This is a genomic window from Flavobacterium sp. ARAG 55.4 (assembly GCF_051846875.1).
In the GTDB taxonomy this organism is placed as follows: domain Bacteria; phylum Bacteroidota; class Bacteroidia; order Flavobacteriales; family Flavobacteriaceae; genus Flavobacterium; species Flavobacterium plantiphilum.
The window spans coordinates 170,423-186,135 of record NZ_JBPYCT010000009.1 but is presented as its reverse complement, the minus strand read 5'-3'; the positions used below and the strand labels follow the sequence as shown (position 1 = coordinate 186,135).

Genomic DNA, 15,713 nt, shown 5'->3' with positions numbered 1-15,713 from the left:
TTCCACAAAACGGCAAATTGCAGCGAATCTTTCTTAAAATAATCCCTTAATCCTTTAGGACCTATACCCATTGCCTTGGCAATGCTGCTTTTGGTTTGGGATTGCTGTATAATGTGGTAATGGATAAAATTCCCTATTGGAGGGTATTGTTCGGCTTGGGCAGGTTTCGTATTATCAGACATAAGGTGTTGTTTTTTAGAAGGATAGTGTCAAATATAAGCAAAATTTCTATAGTATTTTAGCTTCATAGTACCTAAAAACTCCTCATAGCAAACTTAAAACATCTTTTTTAGTACTTAAAAAGTACTTGTAGCCTACTTAAAAACTCCTTATAGCTACTACTAAAGCAGCTATAACAAACCTAAAAACTCCCTTTGAGTACTTAAAAATACCCTATAAAGAACCTAAAAACTACTTTAAGGCACTAAAAAAGTACCTATATCGAACCTAAAAAATTCTTTTTAGGCATAAAAAAGCCCCATTTATTGAATGGAACTGGAAATAATGGTTGTATTTATACTGTAACGTGTACAATGTAATTAAGCAAAGCTAATTTTGTATCATTTCAATAAAGGAGAAATCACATAATATGAGCATCAAGTGTGATTGCTTCATTCTTCGCAATGATTTTGTACAGGAAACGTCCAAAAAAACAACCTCTTTTAAAACATAAAAGAGGTTGTTATAAGTAAGAATGCTAAAATATTATTTCACATCCAGTGCAATTTTTCCGGATTTTACTCTGCTGGCTTTGGCTTCAAAAGATAATTTTCCTGTTTTTTCAGCTGCTTGTACAATGACTGTTAATTGACCGTTGAAAAGGTGCATTTTAGGCAAATGGAATAAATCCAGACAAGTAGGATCTCCATTGGCGGAAGCCTTATAATTTCCGGCTCCGCCAGCGCTGAAATTCACTAAGCTCTGGTCGTTAGGACATAAGTTTCCGTCTTTGTCTACCATTCTAACGTTGATATATACCAAATCAGTACCATCAGCCTGCATTTCAGTACGGTCTGGAACCAGTTCAAGATGGTGTGCTTTTCCGGCGGTGCGAATGATTCTTTCGGCTTTTTTAGTTCCGTTGGCATCATAAGCAACTACTTTTACTTCGCCCGGTTCATATTTTACGTCCATCCACATCAGGCGGTAGCGGTTTTGAGGTGTTGTATTGTTTTTAGTCTGCTTGCCGTAACTTTTTCCGTTTACAAACAATTCCGCCGTTGGATAATTGGTATAAGCAAAAACAGGAACGATTTCTCCTTCTTTTCCTTCCCAGTTCCAGTGCGGTAAAACATGCAGGGTTTCGGCATTTTTATTCCAGATACTGCGGTACAAATAGTAACGGTCTTTAGGAATGCTGGCTAAATCGATAATTCCGAACATCGAACTGTGGTTCGGCCAGGCATTGATGCTATACGGACTTGGTTCGCCCAAATAATCAAATCCGGTCCAGACAAACTGTCCTAAAGTCCATTCTTTGTCATCGGCCATAGCAAAATCCAAATCGGGTAAATTAGACCAGCTGCAATATTCAAAATCATAAGAGGACGACTGGTGATCCGGATAAATCGCATCTGCTTTTTTCTCTACAGGAAATTTATAAACACCACGCGAACTTACTGTTGAGGTAGTCTCAGAACCTAAAACCATATTCTGGGATAATTTGCTAAATGCTTCTCCATAGCGATTGACACGGTAATTAAATCCCGGAATATCAATCATATTGGCAAAACCATTTTCAAGCACACAAGTCACCTGATCCATTCCGCAGGTTACTAATCGGGAAGGGTCTTCACGGTGGCAGATATCCTGTAAAAACTTAGCCACTTTATAGCCTTCTGGGCTGCATTGAGTAGGCACTTCGTTACCAATACTCCATAAAATTACGCTGGCATTATTGCGGTAGTGGTGTAACATATTAATCATGTCTTTCTCTGCCCATTCTGCAAAGAAACGGTGATAACCATTTTTACATTTGGCTTTGTCCCATTCGTCAAAAGGTTCTATCATCATCATAAAACCCATTTCATCACAAAGTGCTACTAATTCAGGTGCCGGCATATTGTGAGCGGTTCGGATAGCATCGCAACCCATATCTTTTAACATTGTTAACTGACCGCGTAAAGCTGCCACATTGATTGCCGCACCTAATGGTCCTAAATCGTGGTGGTTACAAACTCCCTGGAATTTACGCAGTTGTCCGTTGAGGAAAAATCCTTTGTCAGCAATAAATTTTATATCACGAATACCAAAAGGGGTTGTATAAGTATCTACTAATTGGTCTTTTAAATAGACTTTAGAAACAGCTTTGTATAAAGTAGGTGTTTCAGGAGACCATAAAGCTGGATTATTCACCGTGAAATTTTGAACAAAGGGTTCACTGTGATTCATTTTTCGAATATCATTTTTAGTGGCAACCACTTTTCCGTTTTTATCCAGAATGTTGGTTTCTATCCTGATTTCCGTTTTATTCGGTACATTTTCTACTTTGGTTTCTAATCGCACCGAAGCATAATCCTTAGCTACATAAGGAGTGGTAATGTAAGTTCCCCAAACCGGAACGTGAACCGGATTAGTAATTACCAAATGCACATTGCGGTACAATCCGGCTCCGGGATACCAGCGCGAAGATTGTTCTTTATTTTCTAATCGAACAGATAACAGGTTTTTTTGTCCGTCAGCATTCAATAAATCCGTTACATCTATATGGAATGAATTGTATCCGTAAGGCCAGAATATGGCTTCTTTACCGTTTACGGATACATGAGCCTCGCTCATAGCACCATCAAAAATCAGACTTACACGTTGTCCTTTTTGGTAATTGGGTACACTAAACGTATTTCTGTACCAGCCTATTCCCATATAAGGTAAACCACCGGTTCTTCCTGTTTGTCTTTTGGCTTCTTTTTCTAAATTTTGTGTAATAGCTACTTTTTGGACATCATTATTTTCGTCAAAAGGGCCGTAGATTGCCCAGTCGTGCGGGATGCTTACTGTTTCCCATTTTTTATCATTAAAGCCAATCTGACTGGCATCTTTGAAATCGCCTTTAGAGAATTTCCAGTTTTTATTTAATAAAATTGATTTTCGAATGTCCTGAGCATGACTACAATGGATGTTTAGAACAATTAAGAAGAACAGTAGTTTTTTATAATTCATTTTTTCTACAAGGTTGGTTTTTATAAAATGCGTTGCAAAATAGAAAAATAATCGAACTTGAGAATCCTGCTTTTGTATAAAAAAACAACCTTCCTTTATTTTGTAAAAGAAGATTGCCTGAGTTTTTTAATGTTCTTTATTTCCAAAAGGTTTTATGATGATTCCCAGACTGAAAATAAATCCGTCAGTAGGAGCATAGATCTCCGGAAATGTGGGATTATCATGTGTAGGTAAAACCAATGGAGAAAAACGACTTTGCCTTCTGTCAGTAAAATTCTCAAAGTTGGTAAAGAGTGCACCCCATTTGAAATTTCGCATCAGTAAAAATCCCATAGTAGTATAATCGGTAGTTTTAGTTCCGTTAGATAACAGTTGTTTTCCGGTGTAATAGGTTTCAAATCCTATACGCCAGGTTTCGTTTTCATACATGATTACACTACCTGCATTGTGTTTAGGAGTAAGTGGTTTTTGTGGGTTTCCTGGCAAATAGTGCAGGCGTGCATCAATAAAAGCATAGTTTAAAAACCATTTAAAATCGTTGTAAGTCAACTTAATATTCGTTTCAGCACCTTTACTTAGGATGACTTCTGCTGCATTTTCAAATTGGAAATTAGTTCCTGAGCTGTTTAACAGCAAGGCATTTTGAATAGCGGTAACATAAAAAAGCTGGTTGGCCGAAAATCCAATTTCCCCGAAATGAGTCTGATAATTAAAATCATAATTCACGCCATAAGAACGTTCGGCTTTTAGATTGTCTTTATCAATGCCGAGTACGTTTTCGAAATTAATGGATTCTGCTTCTTCAGTAAAAATATCGGGAATTTTATATCCTAGTCCACCACCTATACGACTCGAAAAACCATTTTCATTTTTGTACAATAAAGAAATTCTTGGCAAAGGGAAAAATCCCCAGTCGGCATTATAATCGGTACGTAAACCCGTTTCCAGAATCCAGTTTTCGCTAATGTCAAATATATTATTGGCAAATAACCCGTAGGTAAACTCTTTTTGATCGCGTTGCAACAGCGCATCATCAGCTTCATCAAAATCTACCGAATAGAAATTAGCACCCAGAATCCAGTCGGTCTTAGCATTAGTTCTTTCATAACTTACTTCGGTAAAAGTATTGATTTGCTTTCCGCTAAAATTAAAATCAGGTACCTGAAGCGAACGGTCAAAATAGGAAATACTATTTTTGATGTTGAAGTTACTCAGTGAATCCAGCTGTGTTTTATAAACAGCCTGTGTACTCAGACGTTTAGAAATATTGTCTTCCGTATATTGATGAATGCCGTTTTGCTGACTTTTTATTTTTGTCATATCCCCACCAATCCGATCATCATACGTTCCGTTAACGCCTAACCACAGTGTTGTTTTTTCAGAAGGATAATAAAAGAATTTAGGATTAAAAGAAATGGATTTTGTTTTAGGCAGATTACTAAAATCATCATCTTCGGGGTCATAGGCTTTTTGATAATGTGCCGAACCATAGAGTGTAGTTCCGAATTTTTGGTTTCGTTTGCTGTAAAAAATATTTGCTGTACTTCCTAAAGCGTGTGTCTGGGTAAGCATAATATCCAAAGCCGGTTCTTCATCGGGAGTTTTCGAAACCATATTCACTAATCCGGCAATAGCGCCACCGCCGTAAAGTGTAGAAGAACTTCCTTTGATAATTTCGAATTGCTGCAAGTCTAAAGGCGGAATCTGCATAATACTTAATCCGCTGGAAAAACCGGAATATAAAGGAAAACCATCTCTTAAAAGTTGGGTATAACGCCCGTCCAGTCCCTGAATTTTTATATTTGAATTTCCGCTGCTTAGCGAAGTCTGCTGCATTTGAATTCCGGTGCTTTCACGTAAAACCATCGAAATATTCGTTGGGTTCATCGTAGCTTTTTCTTCTAATTCTTCTGCACCTATAAATTCAATCCGGGTAGGGATTTTTCTAACCGTTCTGCTGGTACGTGATGTTTGTAAAACGACTTCTTCGAGTTCGTTTTCATTGGGTTCCAAATTAAAAACAAAAACGGATTCCCCCGGAATTTGAATGTTTTTTTTCAGGGTTTCGAAACCCAGATAAGAAATTATTATGGTTTGTTTCCCATTCGAAACATCCGATAATCTGGCTTTTCCCTCAGCATCTGTAACAGCCGATTTTTTGTCTGATTCGAGATAAATGTTGGCACCAATTACGGGTTCTTTTTCAGAAACTACCTGTATTTGAATAGTATTTGTCTGTGCCTTCATTCCAAGGCATGATAATAGGATGAGCATTGCGCTCAAAATGAATTTATTCATTTGATATGAAATTTAATTAATTAAAAATGAGACTTTTGTCCGGATATTTTAACTAATTAACTGAGGAGGTTGCCAGATAGCAGCAACAGAATCAAATTGATAATTTGACTGATAAGAAGATACTACTACATTAGAAATTTCCGTATGGATTCTAAAAGTATAGATTTTAATGCTTTCAAAAGTTACCGACATTCCGCAACAACTGCAAATACAGGTCACAGGGCAGGAATCATCATGATCTTCCTGATGATTGTGATTAAGACTGATGTTATCTTTTTTCAGGTCTTCGGCATTACTTCCGTCAGAGCAGGGTTTTAAAGATAAAACAAGTATTAAAAGTGATAATATGAAGGTACTTATTTTCATTACGGCAACGAAGTTAAAAAATCTATTTTATATTCTGTGTAGCTTCGGTGTTTCTTTTATAAAAAATATAATCGGTATTGATGGGTTCGATTCCATTGGCTTTTAAATCACTGGCAATTTGAGCTCTGTGATAAGTAGCATGATTAATGATGTGAAAAATAATTTCCTGTACCGTATTTGAAAATTGAATTCCTTTAGAATTTTTATAATCTATTTTTTTATCCAATGTTATTGTTTCTAAAATGTTTAGGCTTTGATTGTAATTTTGTTGGTTGATTGTTTTTAGATTTTTTAAAGATCTCATTTCCCAAACTCCAATAGTATTTGGCTCATTTAGAATACGCTCATTCCAAATTTGTTGTGCATTTATCAAATGATTTAATAATTGCATGGATTTTTCAGGAATACAATTTTTGTTATTTTCAAATAAATGAATGAGTTCCTGATTGAAATGATAAGTATATTCGAATGCGTCTTTCAAAAAAGTGTGAGTTTCCATTGGTTCCATCTTTTGTTATAAATGAATGGTTTTTTGAATATTAATTTGTTCTAAAAAGAAATCATCATGTGACACCACAATCAGCGTTCCCTGATATTCATTGATTGCTGTGGTTAAGATTTCAATATTCTGAATGTCTAAATTATTAGTGGGTTCATCCAGAATAATCACATCCGGTGATTGATTGTTTATGGTCAAACAGCACAGCATCAAACGCATTTTTTCGCCACCGCTAAGACCTGAACAGATTTTATCCCAGGTTTTATTGGAGAACAAAAAGCGATTAAGCCGCATTTTTATATCGTGTTCTAATAATCCTGAGTTATTAAAATACTGAGCCTGTTCATACAGATTTAAATCATTTTGGATTAGTGAATAGTCCTGGTCTATATAAACTGATTGATATTCCGCTCTGAAAACACTGCCTGATGTTGGCTCTAAATTACCTAAAATAAGTTTTATTAAGGTGGTTTTTCCTGAGCCATTTTTTCCTTTTAAAGCAATTCTTTCTCCGCTGGTAATTTTGAAATTCAAATTTTTATTCCAAAGCTTTGTTTCGTAGCTGTAATTTATTTCTTCGGCAGTAAACAAAACTTTCCCTTTATGAAGATTTGAATCATCAAACCCAAATTTGATTTTGTCAAAATCCGGTCTTGTCTTACGCAACTGCTGTAAATCCTGCGCAATGGAATCTATTTTTTCAGTATGTGCATTTTTTAGTTTAGCAGTACTGTTTTCGGCATTATTACGCAGGGTATTCATCATGATTCTGGAAACTCCCGATTTTTCCTGTTTTCCTTTTCCGCGTGCATCCAGTTTTTGTTGTCTTTCTAATGTTTCCCGTTCTTTTTCTCTTGCTTTTCGCAACGCTTTTTCTTTACTGTGAATATCGTGATGTAAAGCTGCAGTTTCCAGTTGTTTTTGTTCCAGATAAAAATCATAATTTCCGCCATAAACGGTTAGTCCGTTTGGATTTAATTCACAAACTGTAGTCAACTGGCGGAGTAACTTTCGGTCGTGACTTACAATAATCAAAGTGCTGTTAGAAGACTCAATACAATCATATAGCAAATTCCTGCTTTGGCTGTCTAAATGGTTGCTGGGTTCGTCAAGCAAAATTAATTCCGGCTGATGAATACTGATTCCCGCCAGGAAAACCTTGGTTTTTTGACCGCCGCTCAGACTTTCTAATTTTTGATTTAAATCTAAATTGGGTAATTGCCAATGTTTTAAAGCTTCGATACAACGCTCTTCAATAGTCCAGTCGTCATTTAGCATATTGAAGTTTTCTTCGGATGTGTCTCCGTTCAGGATTTTGTGCAGTGCTTTTAATTTGGTATCAATACGCAAAGCTTCTGCAATAGTCAGATGATTGAACTGTCCGAAAACCTGAGGTACATAATACGGTTGTGATGCTGTATTTAATTGTCCTTCAGAAATTGGAATTTCCTGAGCAATTAATTTTAATAAAGTTGATTTTCCCACGCCATTATTGCCAATTAAAGCAATTTTGACATGATGTTTTACGGTTAAATTGATGTTGCTGAACAACAAATCCCTGTTAGGATGTGTATAACTGATGTTTTGTATAATAAGCATAATTTCTTTCTTTAAAGAGGAATGAATAATTGAAACCTGTTGTGGTTTGCGTCTTTAAATAGTCTGAAAGAAATTGGTTATCACATATGTAGTCATTATTTTTGAGAATGCAAAGTTAAGGATTTCCTCTTTTTTGCAGCAAATTTTTTTTCAAAATTGTGCTATTCTAATTTAATTGGAATAAGGATTTAAAAAAATTACCTTTGCACTTCTTAAAAAAACTTAAAATCATTTATCACTAAAGTGATATAAAGAGCGCTTTAATTTTATAACTCCTTACTCAAAAGAATGAAACAATATTTTACCCTATTTGACTTTTCGCAAAAAGTAAATTATAAAACCGAAATATTAGCAGGATTAACGGTAGCCATGACGATGATTCCAGAATCACTTTCATTTGCCATTTTAGCTGGTTTTCCGCCATTAGTGGGTTTGTATGCTGCATTTATCATGGGATTGGTAACGGCTATTTTTGGCGGACGTCCAGGATTAGTTTCAGGTGGAGCAGGAGCAACAGTCATTGTATTGATTGCACTGATGAAATCGCATGGATTGGATTATGTTTTTGCGGCGGTTGCTTTAGCAGGAATAATTCAGATTTTAATAGGTGTATTCAAATTAGGTAAATTTATTCGTTTGGTACCGCAACCGGTAATGTTCGGGTTTGTAAACGGTTTGGCGATTATAATTTTCATGTCACAATTAGAACAATTTAAGACGATTGTCAATGGTGAAAGTGTTTGGTTATCCGGAAATCCGTTGTATATCATGATTGGTTTGGTGGCTTTAACTATTGCAATCGTGATTGGTTTTCCAAAAATCACCAAAGCGGTTCCAGCATCTTTGGTAGCTATTATGGTTGTTTTTGCGTTGGTTTTTGGTTTTGGAATCCAAACAAAAACTGTGGCTGATATTGCATCAGTAAGTGGTGGATTCCCGCCTTTTCATATTCCGAACATTCCTTTCAACTTAGAAACCTTAGAATTAATTCTTCCTTACGGATTGATTATGGCTTGTGTAGGATTGACAGAAGGATTGTTAACCCTAAACCTAGTAGACGAAATTACAGGAACTAAAGGAAATGGAAACAGAGAATGTGTGGCGCAAGGAAGTGCCAATATCCTGAACGGATTCTTCTTTGGAATGGGTGGATGCCCAATGATTGCTCAAACTTTAGTGAATTTATCAGCAGGTTCCAGAGCGCGTTTGTCAGGTATTATTGCAGCCTTAACGATACTTTGTATTGTGCTGTTTGGCGCACCTGTAATTGAAAAATTACCTATGGCAGCCTTAACAGGAGTTATGATTATGGTGGCAATAGGTACTTTTGAATGGATTAGTTTTCGTATCATAAACAAAATGCCTAAACAGGATATTTTTGTTGGAGTTTTGGTAGCGGTTATTACTATTTTGATGCACAATTTGGCTTTAGCCGTATTGATAGGAGTAATTATTTCAGCATTGGTTTTTGCATGGGAAAGTGCAAAACGAATTCGTGCTAAAAAATATATTGACGAAAATGGAGCGAAACATTATGAAATTTATGGTCCATTGTTCTTTGCTTCTACAACTGCTTTTGCTGAGAAATTTGATGTGTTGAATGACCCCAATGAGGTAATTATTGATTTTAAAGAAAGTAAAATTGCCGATATGAGTGCTATTGATGCCGTAAACAAAATCACGGAGCGTTATGCTAAAGTCGGTAAGACGGTGCATTTGCGCCATTTAAGTGATGACTGTCGTCAATTGTTACAAAATGCTCAAGGCATTATTGAAGTAAATATTATGGAAGATCCTACTTATAAAGTAGTTCCGAATTAATACCAGTCATACTAATAGACAGAGCCATTACAAAATGTATTGGCTCTGTTTTTTTAGAAAAAAAATAAAGCCACGAATTCACTAATTATAATCTCATAATTCGTGAATTCGTGGTTTTTTCAATTAAATCTATTACTAATTTATTTTTTAATATAGTTTTGAAATATTTCATCAATCGGAATGCTGTTTGCATCTCCGTCGTGAACGATTAATCGGTAACGTAAAACAGTTGGTTTTTTATTCGATAAAGGAACTGCTTTAGCTCCCGGAAACGGATAAACAGCATTTTGCATACTTTTTTTAGCCCGTAATATCCAGGGATTTTTTGAATCCGGATTTTTAGGATTACATAAGATAGTAATTCCTGCTTTATTTCCATTTTTACCTAAAGAACCTGATATATCCATCCATTCGCTGGCAGGGAGAGGTAGGTTAGTAGGAGTGATTTTTCCTGAGGGATCCGTAAAAACAATATCGTCACTGAGTTTAATTCGTGGCGAAAAACCACCGTAACCTTTTTCGTCTTCTGAACCGCCAATTCGCATGTTGGGTTCCAGTGCCAATAATACAATTTCGATATCAATCAGACGGTAATGCAATTGTTTGGGATAAACTTTTATCGTTGTGGTTTCTTTTACAAAAGTTTTTTCCACACCATTTTTATTGATCCATAATGGCGATTTCCAATAAACATCAGCTTGAATAGCTTTGCTGCCGTCTTTTTGCTTTTTCTTTTTTACAGTGGCAACTTCCCAACTGAAATTTTCTATTTCCCAGCCGTCTCCTATTCGCTTATCTCCAATGTATAATTGATGCCAAGCCCAGAAAATTCCCCGATGATGCAAATGATCAGCAGGGAAATCTTCACTTAAGACACTTCCATCCAGATTATATAACGGATGAATGTAATTCGAACGAATGTATTGTCCGTTAATTGACTTTTCTGAAGCCTCCTGATACGTTAAAATACTGTCTTTGCCTTCGGTAAAATAACTTTGATTTTTTTCAATTTTTAAATGAACCTGACTAAAAGTGATTTGGCTCATAAAACCAACAGCAAGCAACAGATGGATTTTTTTGGTTAGCATCATTTAGTCATTTCATTTAAATAGTCATCTAAATTACCCAATGCCATCGTGAATCCTTCCTGGAATCCCATAGAGATAATTTGTTCCAGGTCGGCTAGTTTTTCATATTGAGCTACAATATTTACAGTGGTAGTTGCTCCGTTTTCGATAAAAGTATTGTTCCATACGGTTCGCGGAAAATCAGTGTTGATAGTTCCGTTTTCATCGCAAAAAGCATCTAATCCTGAAAAAGATTTTTGTACATTTATTTTTTTATAATCATTTCTGCACCAGTGTGTTTCGCCTTCGGGGCTAACCATGCCATAAAACCAAGTGCCACCTTCTCTAAAATCCATTGATTTGGTTTCGGTCTTATATGGCTTAGGTGCCCACCATAAATCTAAAATTTCCGCTTTAGTCCAGGCATCCCAAACTAAAGGAAGTTTAGCTGCAAATTCTCTTTTTACGTTTACAGTATTGTTTTCTTTATCAACAATAAAGTCAAATTGTAGGTTCGTTTTCATCTTTTTTGTTTTTTAAGGTTGCTAATATAGTATCTAATTCATTAAAACGGTTTTCCCAAATAGCTTTGAATTGTGACAGCCATTGGTCAATTTCTTTCATTTTTTCCAGTTCGAGTTGGTAATAAATTTCCCTGCCTTTTTGTTCTTGTTTTAAAACTTCGCATTCTGTCAGGATTCTTAAATGTTTTGAAATGGCTTGTCTGCTGGTTTCAAAATGTTCTGCAATGGCATTCGGTGTCATCGCCTGAACTGTTATCAGACTTATGATGGCTCTTCGGGTTGGATCAGCAATAGCCTGAAATATGTCTCTTCTCATTCTGAATAATTTTAATGCAATCAATCAGTTGCAAATATAATGCAATTAATTGGTTGTGCAAATATTTTATTGTTTTTTTAGCCAGCTGTAAGTTTTTGAAAGAAAAGACAACTAATATATAAAAACCAATAGATATGAAAACAATTATTGTAATGCTGCTTTTTGGAGTAGTGGGATGTGGAAAAGAATCTTCACCGGAAGGAAGATCAAAAATCAGAGATACTAATCTTCAGGAACAGATCGATAGTTTAAAACTGGAGAATGCACAAATAAAAACTGATATTCAGCTTGTTAAGGAGAAATTAAATTTAGAGCATAAATGAGCGTAGAATATGATTTTGCTTATCTTAGTTTTATTCGAAAAGAAATGTATTAGAAATGAATGCAGTTGAAAAAGAGTTTTTAGTCATTATAGCGCAATACAATGCGATGCTGCATAAAATTGTTCGTTTGTATCGGGAGAGTGCTGAGGATCGTGAAGATTTATTTCAAGAAATAGTTTTCCAGCTTTGGAAATCCTATCCTGATTTCAAAGGAAATTCAGAAATAAGTACCTGGATGTATCGTGTTGCACTGAATACAGCCATTGCTTCTTTTCGAAAAAAAACAACACCCATTAATTATCTCACACAATTACCTGATTTTGCCGAAGAGCAGCCTAATGATGAGGTAGAGCTGCGGCAGGAACGCTTGTTTGCCGTTCTAAAAGTATTGAATGACAGTGAAAAAGCATTAATAGCGCTGTATTTTGAGGAATTGTCCTATCAGCAAATTGCAGAGATTACAGGAATCAGTGAAAATTATGTGGGAGTAAAATTAAACAGAATTAAAACAAAAATTAAAACCTTGTTAAACCAATAGCGATGGAACTACATGATTTAAAATCTGATTGGAAAGCGATTGAAGCCGATTCTAAAGACGAAGCAACATTAGTAAAGATGTTACAGGAAAATAAACACCCGGTTTTGAAATCCATTCGGAAACAAATTCTGTTTGAGATTACCGGATGGGTATTTTTTTTAATGGTTTATTATTCAATGTTTGATGGTTCTGAAAAGCCTTTTTGGGTTAATTTAATTTTGATAATAAGTTTATTACTGCCTATACTTCATAACGTTTACGGATATTATCACAATCGCTATTTAACAGATAACTCGAATATTAAAATAGCGTTAGTACAGCTTTATATCAGAATTAAAAAGTTTGCATTGATTGCTGTTATTGCCAGATTGGGATTTATTTCCGGATTACTCGTGTTTTTTACGTATGGAATTCAGTTTACGATGCCAAAGTACTTTTTACTGTTGTTTACGACTGTTATTTTTTTAATTCAATTGAGAATATTATATCGTATCTGGCTTAAGAGAATTATACAAATTCAGGACTGTATTCACACGCTTGAAGAGGTTAAATAAGACAAATCTTAAAATTATATTAAAAAAACATAAAAAAATCACTAAAAGTGGGTATTGTCGGGAAATCGTAATTCCTATACTTTTATTCCCGGAAACAATAAGGCAATTAAGTGTTTAATCAACAATAAGCAAGATGACAAATTCAGAGAAAATCAGTAAAGTAAATGAATTACTTATTGAAGTAATTAAAGATGAACAACATCAACCGGAAAGTTCTTTAAGTGGTTTAAAAGATATTGTTTTGAGTATTGTTGCAGATTATTGGTACAATGAAAGAGAACCGGAAATCTTCATGGAAAATGTTATGGCAGAAATAGATTAATAATACATTATAAAAAAATAAAATTTGTCATTTTAGGGTTTGATAAATTTTTATAGATAGCCTCTTTATTTTTAAAGAGGCTTTTCTTTTTTATAAAAACAAATCCCCAATGAGATAACATCTGGCGTAACCGCTTATGCGAACGCTGTTTTCTAATAATTCACATTCCAGATATCCTCTTCTTTCTGAAAGCTGAATGGCGGATAATTTAGATTTATTCAGTTCTTTTGCCCAAAAAGGAATTAAAGTTGTATGTGCGGAACCTGTCACAGGATCTTCATCTATTCCGGATTGCGGACCAAAAAATCGCGATACAAAGTCAACATTATTCCCGGGAGCGGTTGCAATTACACCTCTGACTCCGAGCTTTACAATTTTATCAAATTGAGGCTTTAAATACAGTATTTCTTCTTCGTCATTAAACACAATCATATAATCTGTTTTTCCTTTAAAAGCTTTTTTGGGTTTTACATCAAATGCATCTAGCAGCTGATTCGTTAATTCGACAGCTTCGAATACATCGGAAGGAAAATTTAGTGAAAGTAAATCGTCTTCTTTAGTTACCATTAAATCACCACTTCTGGAAGAATAAAAGTTGATTAGTGAATCCTTATGATTTTCATAATTGAATAGTACATACGCAGCAGCTAAAGTGGCGTGTCCGCAAAGATCGACTTCAACAGTAGGTGTAAACCATCTTATCTCATATTTAGCTCCGTTTTTAACATAAAATGCTGTTTCGGAAAGATTGTTTTCAGCTGCAATATTTTGCATCATTTCATCGGTCAGCCATTCTTCCAGCGGACAAACTGCTGCGGGGTTTCCGGAAAATATATTTTTGGTAAAAGCATCAATTTGATATAATTTCATAAAGTTGTTGTTTAATTAATAATCCAAGTTTTTTAAGGCTGTTTTCGACTTTATCATCCCATTTTAATCCAAAATTTAGCCGCATACAATTGTTGTATTGGTCGTGCTGGGTAAACATTCGACCGGGAGCAAAACCTATTTTTTGCTGTATAGCAATATCAAAAAGCAGGGCAGTGTCTATCTTTGGATCCAGTTCCAGCCAAAGTACAAATCCGCCCTGAGGTTTTGAAATTTTAGTGTTTTCAGGAAAATGTTCTTCAATAGTGCGTTGAAATTGCAAATAGTTGCTGTACAATGTATTTCGTAATCCTCTAAGATGATGCTCATAACGACCATGTTCCATAAAATCAGCAATCACTTCCTGATATAATGGGGGACTGGAAATAGTATGTAAAAGTTTTTTTCTGATCAGTTTATTTTTAAATTTTCCCGGAGCAACCCAACCCACACGATAGCCGGGCGCTAAGGTTTTTGAAACAGAACCACACCACATCACGATTCCTTCTTTATCAAAAGCTTTACAGGGTTTTGGCCGGCTGGCGCCAAAAAATAAATCGCCATACAAATCATCTTCAATCAGCGGAATGTTATGCTGTGTAAGCAATCTGACAACTTCTTTTTTATTTTCTTCAGGCATACAGCTTCCCAGAGGATTATTAAAGTTTGTTACAAAGCAACAAGCGCTGATTTGAGGTAAAACTTTTTTTAAATCTTCCAGAGAAACTCCCGTTACAGGGTGGGTGGGGAGTTCAATAATATGAAGTCCCAGTGATTTTATCATTTGTAAAATACCAAAATACAGCGGTGTTTCAATAGCTACGGTGTCTCCCGGTTTAGTAACTGTAATCAAAGCATAAAATAAGGCATTTAACGCTCCCGATGTGGTTACAATGTCTTTTTCGGTTAAATTTCCACCCCAGGTAAAAGACCATTTGGCTACGTTTCTTCTTAAATTAAGGTTTCCCTGAGCGGGTTCGTATCCCGTTCCGCTGTCGTCTAATTGTCGCAACACTTTGTTAATTCCTTTGTTCAGTTTAGCTATAGGCAACATACTTTTGTCTGTAACCCCTAAGGAAAACTGAGTGATATTTTTATCTGTTAAAGTATTGAAAACCTTGCTGATTAAATCTTCAGGAGTTTTTTCTTTGTCAGATAAGTGAAGTTTACTGATTGAGGGAAGAGCTAATCTGGTATCAAAAAAATTACTGACATAATAACCGGATTTAGGTTTGGATTCTATTAATGATTTGCTTTCCAGTTCTAAAAAAGCCTGTTTTACAGTATTAATACTTATGCCGTAAATCTTTTGAACGGTGCGAATGGAGGGAAGTTTTTCGCCTGTTTTCAGACTCCCAATATGGATTTGTTCTTCAAGAATTCTTGCAATTTTTAAATATAAAATTTCTCTCGCCATATTATCAGTTTTTCTGTGTCTTGTAAAAATAATAAATTTACAA

15 protein-coding genes and 1 pseudogene are annotated in these 15,713 nt (G+C 35.3%); 5 read left to right on the top strand and 11 right to left on the bottom strand.

Annotated elements, in window-relative coordinates; all coding sequences use genetic code 11:
• The 6 genes and pseudogenes from ACSV4D_RS11670 to abc-f all read right to left on the bottom strand — a co-directional run.
• Positions 1-182, bottom strand: a pseudogene (locus ACSV4D_RS11670) (hypothetical protein); the annotation flags it as partial.
• A gap of 523 nt (positions 183-705) precedes the next feature.
• Entirely contained in the window at positions 706-3,159 is a 2,454-nt protein-coding gene (locus ACSV4D_RS11665) for a DUF4982 domain-containing protein (protein WP_439228414.1), read from the bottom strand.
• Between the two features lie 126 nt (positions 3,160-3,285).
• Positions 3,286-5,457 carry a TonB-dependent receptor gene (locus ACSV4D_RS11660; protein ID WP_439228413.1) on the bottom strand — a complete coding sequence of 724 codons (2,172 nt, stop codon included), beginning with the start codon at positions 5,455-5,457 and terminating at the stop codon, positions 3,286-3,288.
• Between the two features lie 48 nt (positions 5,458-5,505).
• Positions 5,506-5,823, bottom strand: coding sequence for a DUF6660 family protein (locus ACSV4D_RS11655; RefSeq protein ID WP_408081958.1), 318 nt, complete (start codon positions 5,821-5,823; stop codon positions 5,506-5,508).
• A 22-nt stretch (positions 5,824-5,845) separates the two neighbouring features.
• Positions 5,846-6,322 (bottom strand): DinB family protein, encoded by a 477-nt coding sequence (locus ACSV4D_RS11650; RefSeq protein ID WP_439228412.1) that lies wholly within the window; start codon positions 6,320-6,322, stop codon positions 5,846-5,848.
• A 15-nt stretch (positions 6,323-6,337) separates the two neighbouring features.
• Positions 6,338-7,921: a ribosomal protection-like ABC-F family protein gene (gene abc-f / locus ACSV4D_RS11645; protein ID WP_439228411.1), complete on the bottom strand. Its 1,584-nt coding sequence runs from the start codon at positions 7,919-7,921 to the stop codon at positions 6,338-6,340.
• Positions 7,922-8,209: 288 nt separating this feature from the next.
• Between abc-f and ACSV4D_RS11640 the strand changes: the two genes are divergently transcribed.
• Positions 8,210-9,742, top strand: a complete 1,533-nt coding sequence (locus ACSV4D_RS11640; RefSeq protein ID WP_439228410.1) for a SulP family inorganic anion transporter — start codon at positions 8,210-8,212, stop codon at positions 9,740-9,742.
• 140 nt (positions 9,743-9,882) lie between these two features.
• Here ACSV4D_RS11640 and ACSV4D_RS11635 read toward each other — a convergent pair whose 3' ends face one another.
• Genes ACSV4D_RS11635 through ACSV4D_RS11625 form a run of 3 tightly spaced genes read right to left on the bottom strand, consistent with a single transcriptional unit; the run spans position 9,883 to position 11,649 of the window.
• On the bottom strand, positions 9,883-10,833 hold the full coding sequence (locus tag ACSV4D_RS11635) for a DUF6807 family protein (RefSeq protein ID WP_439228409.1): 951 nt from the start codon (positions 10,831-10,833) through the stop codon (positions 9,883-9,885).
• Positions 10,830-11,333 (bottom strand): SRPBCC family protein, encoded by a 504-nt coding sequence (locus tag ACSV4D_RS11630; protein WP_439228408.1) that lies wholly within the window; start codon positions 11,331-11,333, stop codon positions 10,830-10,832. The genes ACSV4D_RS11635 and ACSV4D_RS11630 overlap by 4 nt, the downstream gene beginning before the upstream one ends.
• A complete protein-coding gene (locus ACSV4D_RS11625; protein ID WP_439228407.1) occupies positions 11,311-11,649 on the bottom strand; it encodes an ArsR/SmtB family transcription factor in 339 nt (112 codons plus the stop codon). Before ACSV4D_RS11625 ends, ACSV4D_RS11630 begins: the two co-directional genes overlap by 23 nt.
• Positions 11,650-11,783: 134 nt before the next feature.
• On the opposite strand from ACSV4D_RS11625, the gene ACSV4D_RS11620 reads away from it, so the two are divergent.
• From ACSV4D_RS11620 to ACSV4D_RS11605, 4 genes are all read left to right on the top strand, one after another.
• Complete coding sequence (locus ACSV4D_RS11620) at positions 11,784-11,972, top strand: hypothetical protein (RefSeq protein ID WP_439228406.1); 189 nt, start codon at positions 11,784-11,786, stop codon at positions 11,970-11,972.
• A gap of 55 nt (positions 11,973-12,027) precedes the next feature.
• Positions 12,028-12,510, top strand: coding sequence for an RNA polymerase sigma factor (locus tag ACSV4D_RS11615; protein WP_439228405.1), 483 nt, complete (start codon positions 12,028-12,030; stop codon positions 12,508-12,510).
• Positions 12,511-12,512: 2 nt separating this feature from the next.
• Positions 12,513-13,064: a hypothetical protein gene (locus ACSV4D_RS11610; RefSeq protein ID WP_439228404.1), complete on the top strand. Its 552-nt coding sequence runs from the start codon at positions 12,513-12,515 to the stop codon at positions 13,062-13,064.
• Between the two features lie 133 nt (positions 13,065-13,197).
• Entirely contained in the window at positions 13,198-13,386 is a 189-nt protein-coding gene (locus ACSV4D_RS11605; protein ID WP_408081949.1) for a hypothetical protein, read from the top strand.
• Positions 13,387-13,476: 90 nt separating this feature from the next.
• On the opposite strand, the gene ACSV4D_RS11600 is transcribed toward ACSV4D_RS11605, so the two are convergent.
• Positions 13,477-14,256 carry a PhzF family phenazine biosynthesis protein gene (locus ACSV4D_RS11600; RefSeq protein WP_408081948.1) on the bottom strand — a complete coding sequence of 260 codons (780 nt, stop codon included), beginning with the start codon at positions 14,254-14,256 and terminating at the stop codon, positions 13,477-13,479.
• Entirely contained in the window at positions 14,237-15,670 is a 1,434-nt protein-coding gene (locus tag ACSV4D_RS11595) for a PLP-dependent aminotransferase family protein (protein WP_439228403.1), read from the bottom strand. The genes ACSV4D_RS11600 and ACSV4D_RS11595 overlap by 20 nt, the downstream gene beginning before the upstream one ends.
• Between the last annotated feature and the right edge of the window lie 43 nt (positions 15,671-15,713).

Excerpts from the sequence above, each read along its gene's own strand:
- ACSV4D_RS11640 (WP_439228410.1), top strand. The coding sequence starts at position 8,210 with ATGAAACAATATTTTACCCTATTTGACTTTTCGCAAAAAGTAAATTAT.
- ACSV4D_RS11595 (WP_439228403.1), bottom strand. The coding sequence starts at position 15,670 with ATGGCGAGAGAAATTTTATATTTAAAAATTGCAAGAATTCTTGAAGAA.
- ACSV4D_RS11650 (WP_439228412.1), bottom strand. The coding sequence starts at position 6,322 with ATGGAAACTCACACTTTTTTGAAAGACGCATTCGAATATACTTATCAT.
- ACSV4D_RS11610 (WP_439228404.1), top strand. The coding sequence starts at position 12,513 with ATGGAACTACATGATTTAAAATCTGATTGGAAAGCGATTGAAGCCGAT.
- ACSV4D_RS11630 (WP_439228408.1), bottom strand. The coding sequence starts at position 11,333 with ATGAAAACGAACCTACAATTTGACTTTATTGTTGATAAAGAAAACAAT.
- ACSV4D_RS11620 (WP_439228406.1), top strand. The coding sequence starts at position 11,784 with ATGAAAACAATTATTGTAATGCTGCTTTTTGGAGTAGTGGGATGTGGA.
- ACSV4D_RS11635 (WP_439228409.1), bottom strand. The coding sequence starts at position 10,833 with ATGATGCTAACCAAAAAAATCCATCTGTTGCTTGCTGTTGGTTTTATG.
- ACSV4D_RS11615 (WP_439228405.1), top strand. The coding sequence starts at position 12,028 with ATGAATGCAGTTGAAAAAGAGTTTTTAGTCATTATAGCGCAATACAAT.
- ACSV4D_RS11655 (WP_408081958.1), bottom strand. The coding sequence starts at position 5,823 with ATGAAAATAAGTACCTTCATATTATCACTTTTAATACTTGTTTTATCT.
- ACSV4D_RS11600 (WP_408081948.1), bottom strand. The coding sequence starts at position 14,256 with ATGAAATTATATCAAATTGATGCTTTTACCAAAAATATATTTTCCGGA.
- ACSV4D_RS11605 (WP_408081949.1), top strand. The coding sequence starts at position 13,198 with ATGACAAATTCAGAGAAAATCAGTAAAGTAAATGAATTACTTATTGAA.
- ACSV4D_RS11625 (WP_439228407.1), bottom strand. The coding sequence starts at position 11,649 with ATGAGAAGAGACATATTTCAGGCTATTGCTGATCCAACCCGAAGAGCC.
- ACSV4D_RS11660 (WP_439228413.1), bottom strand. The coding sequence starts at position 5,457 with ATGAATAAATTCATTTTGAGCGCAATGCTCATCCTATTATCATGCCTT.
- abc-f (WP_439228411.1), bottom strand. The coding sequence starts at position 7,921 with ATGCTTATTATACAAAACATCAGTTATACACATCCTAACAGGGATTTG.
- ACSV4D_RS11665 (WP_439228414.1), bottom strand. The coding sequence starts at position 3,159 with ATGAATTATAAAAAACTACTGTTCTTCTTAATTGTTCTAAACATCCAT.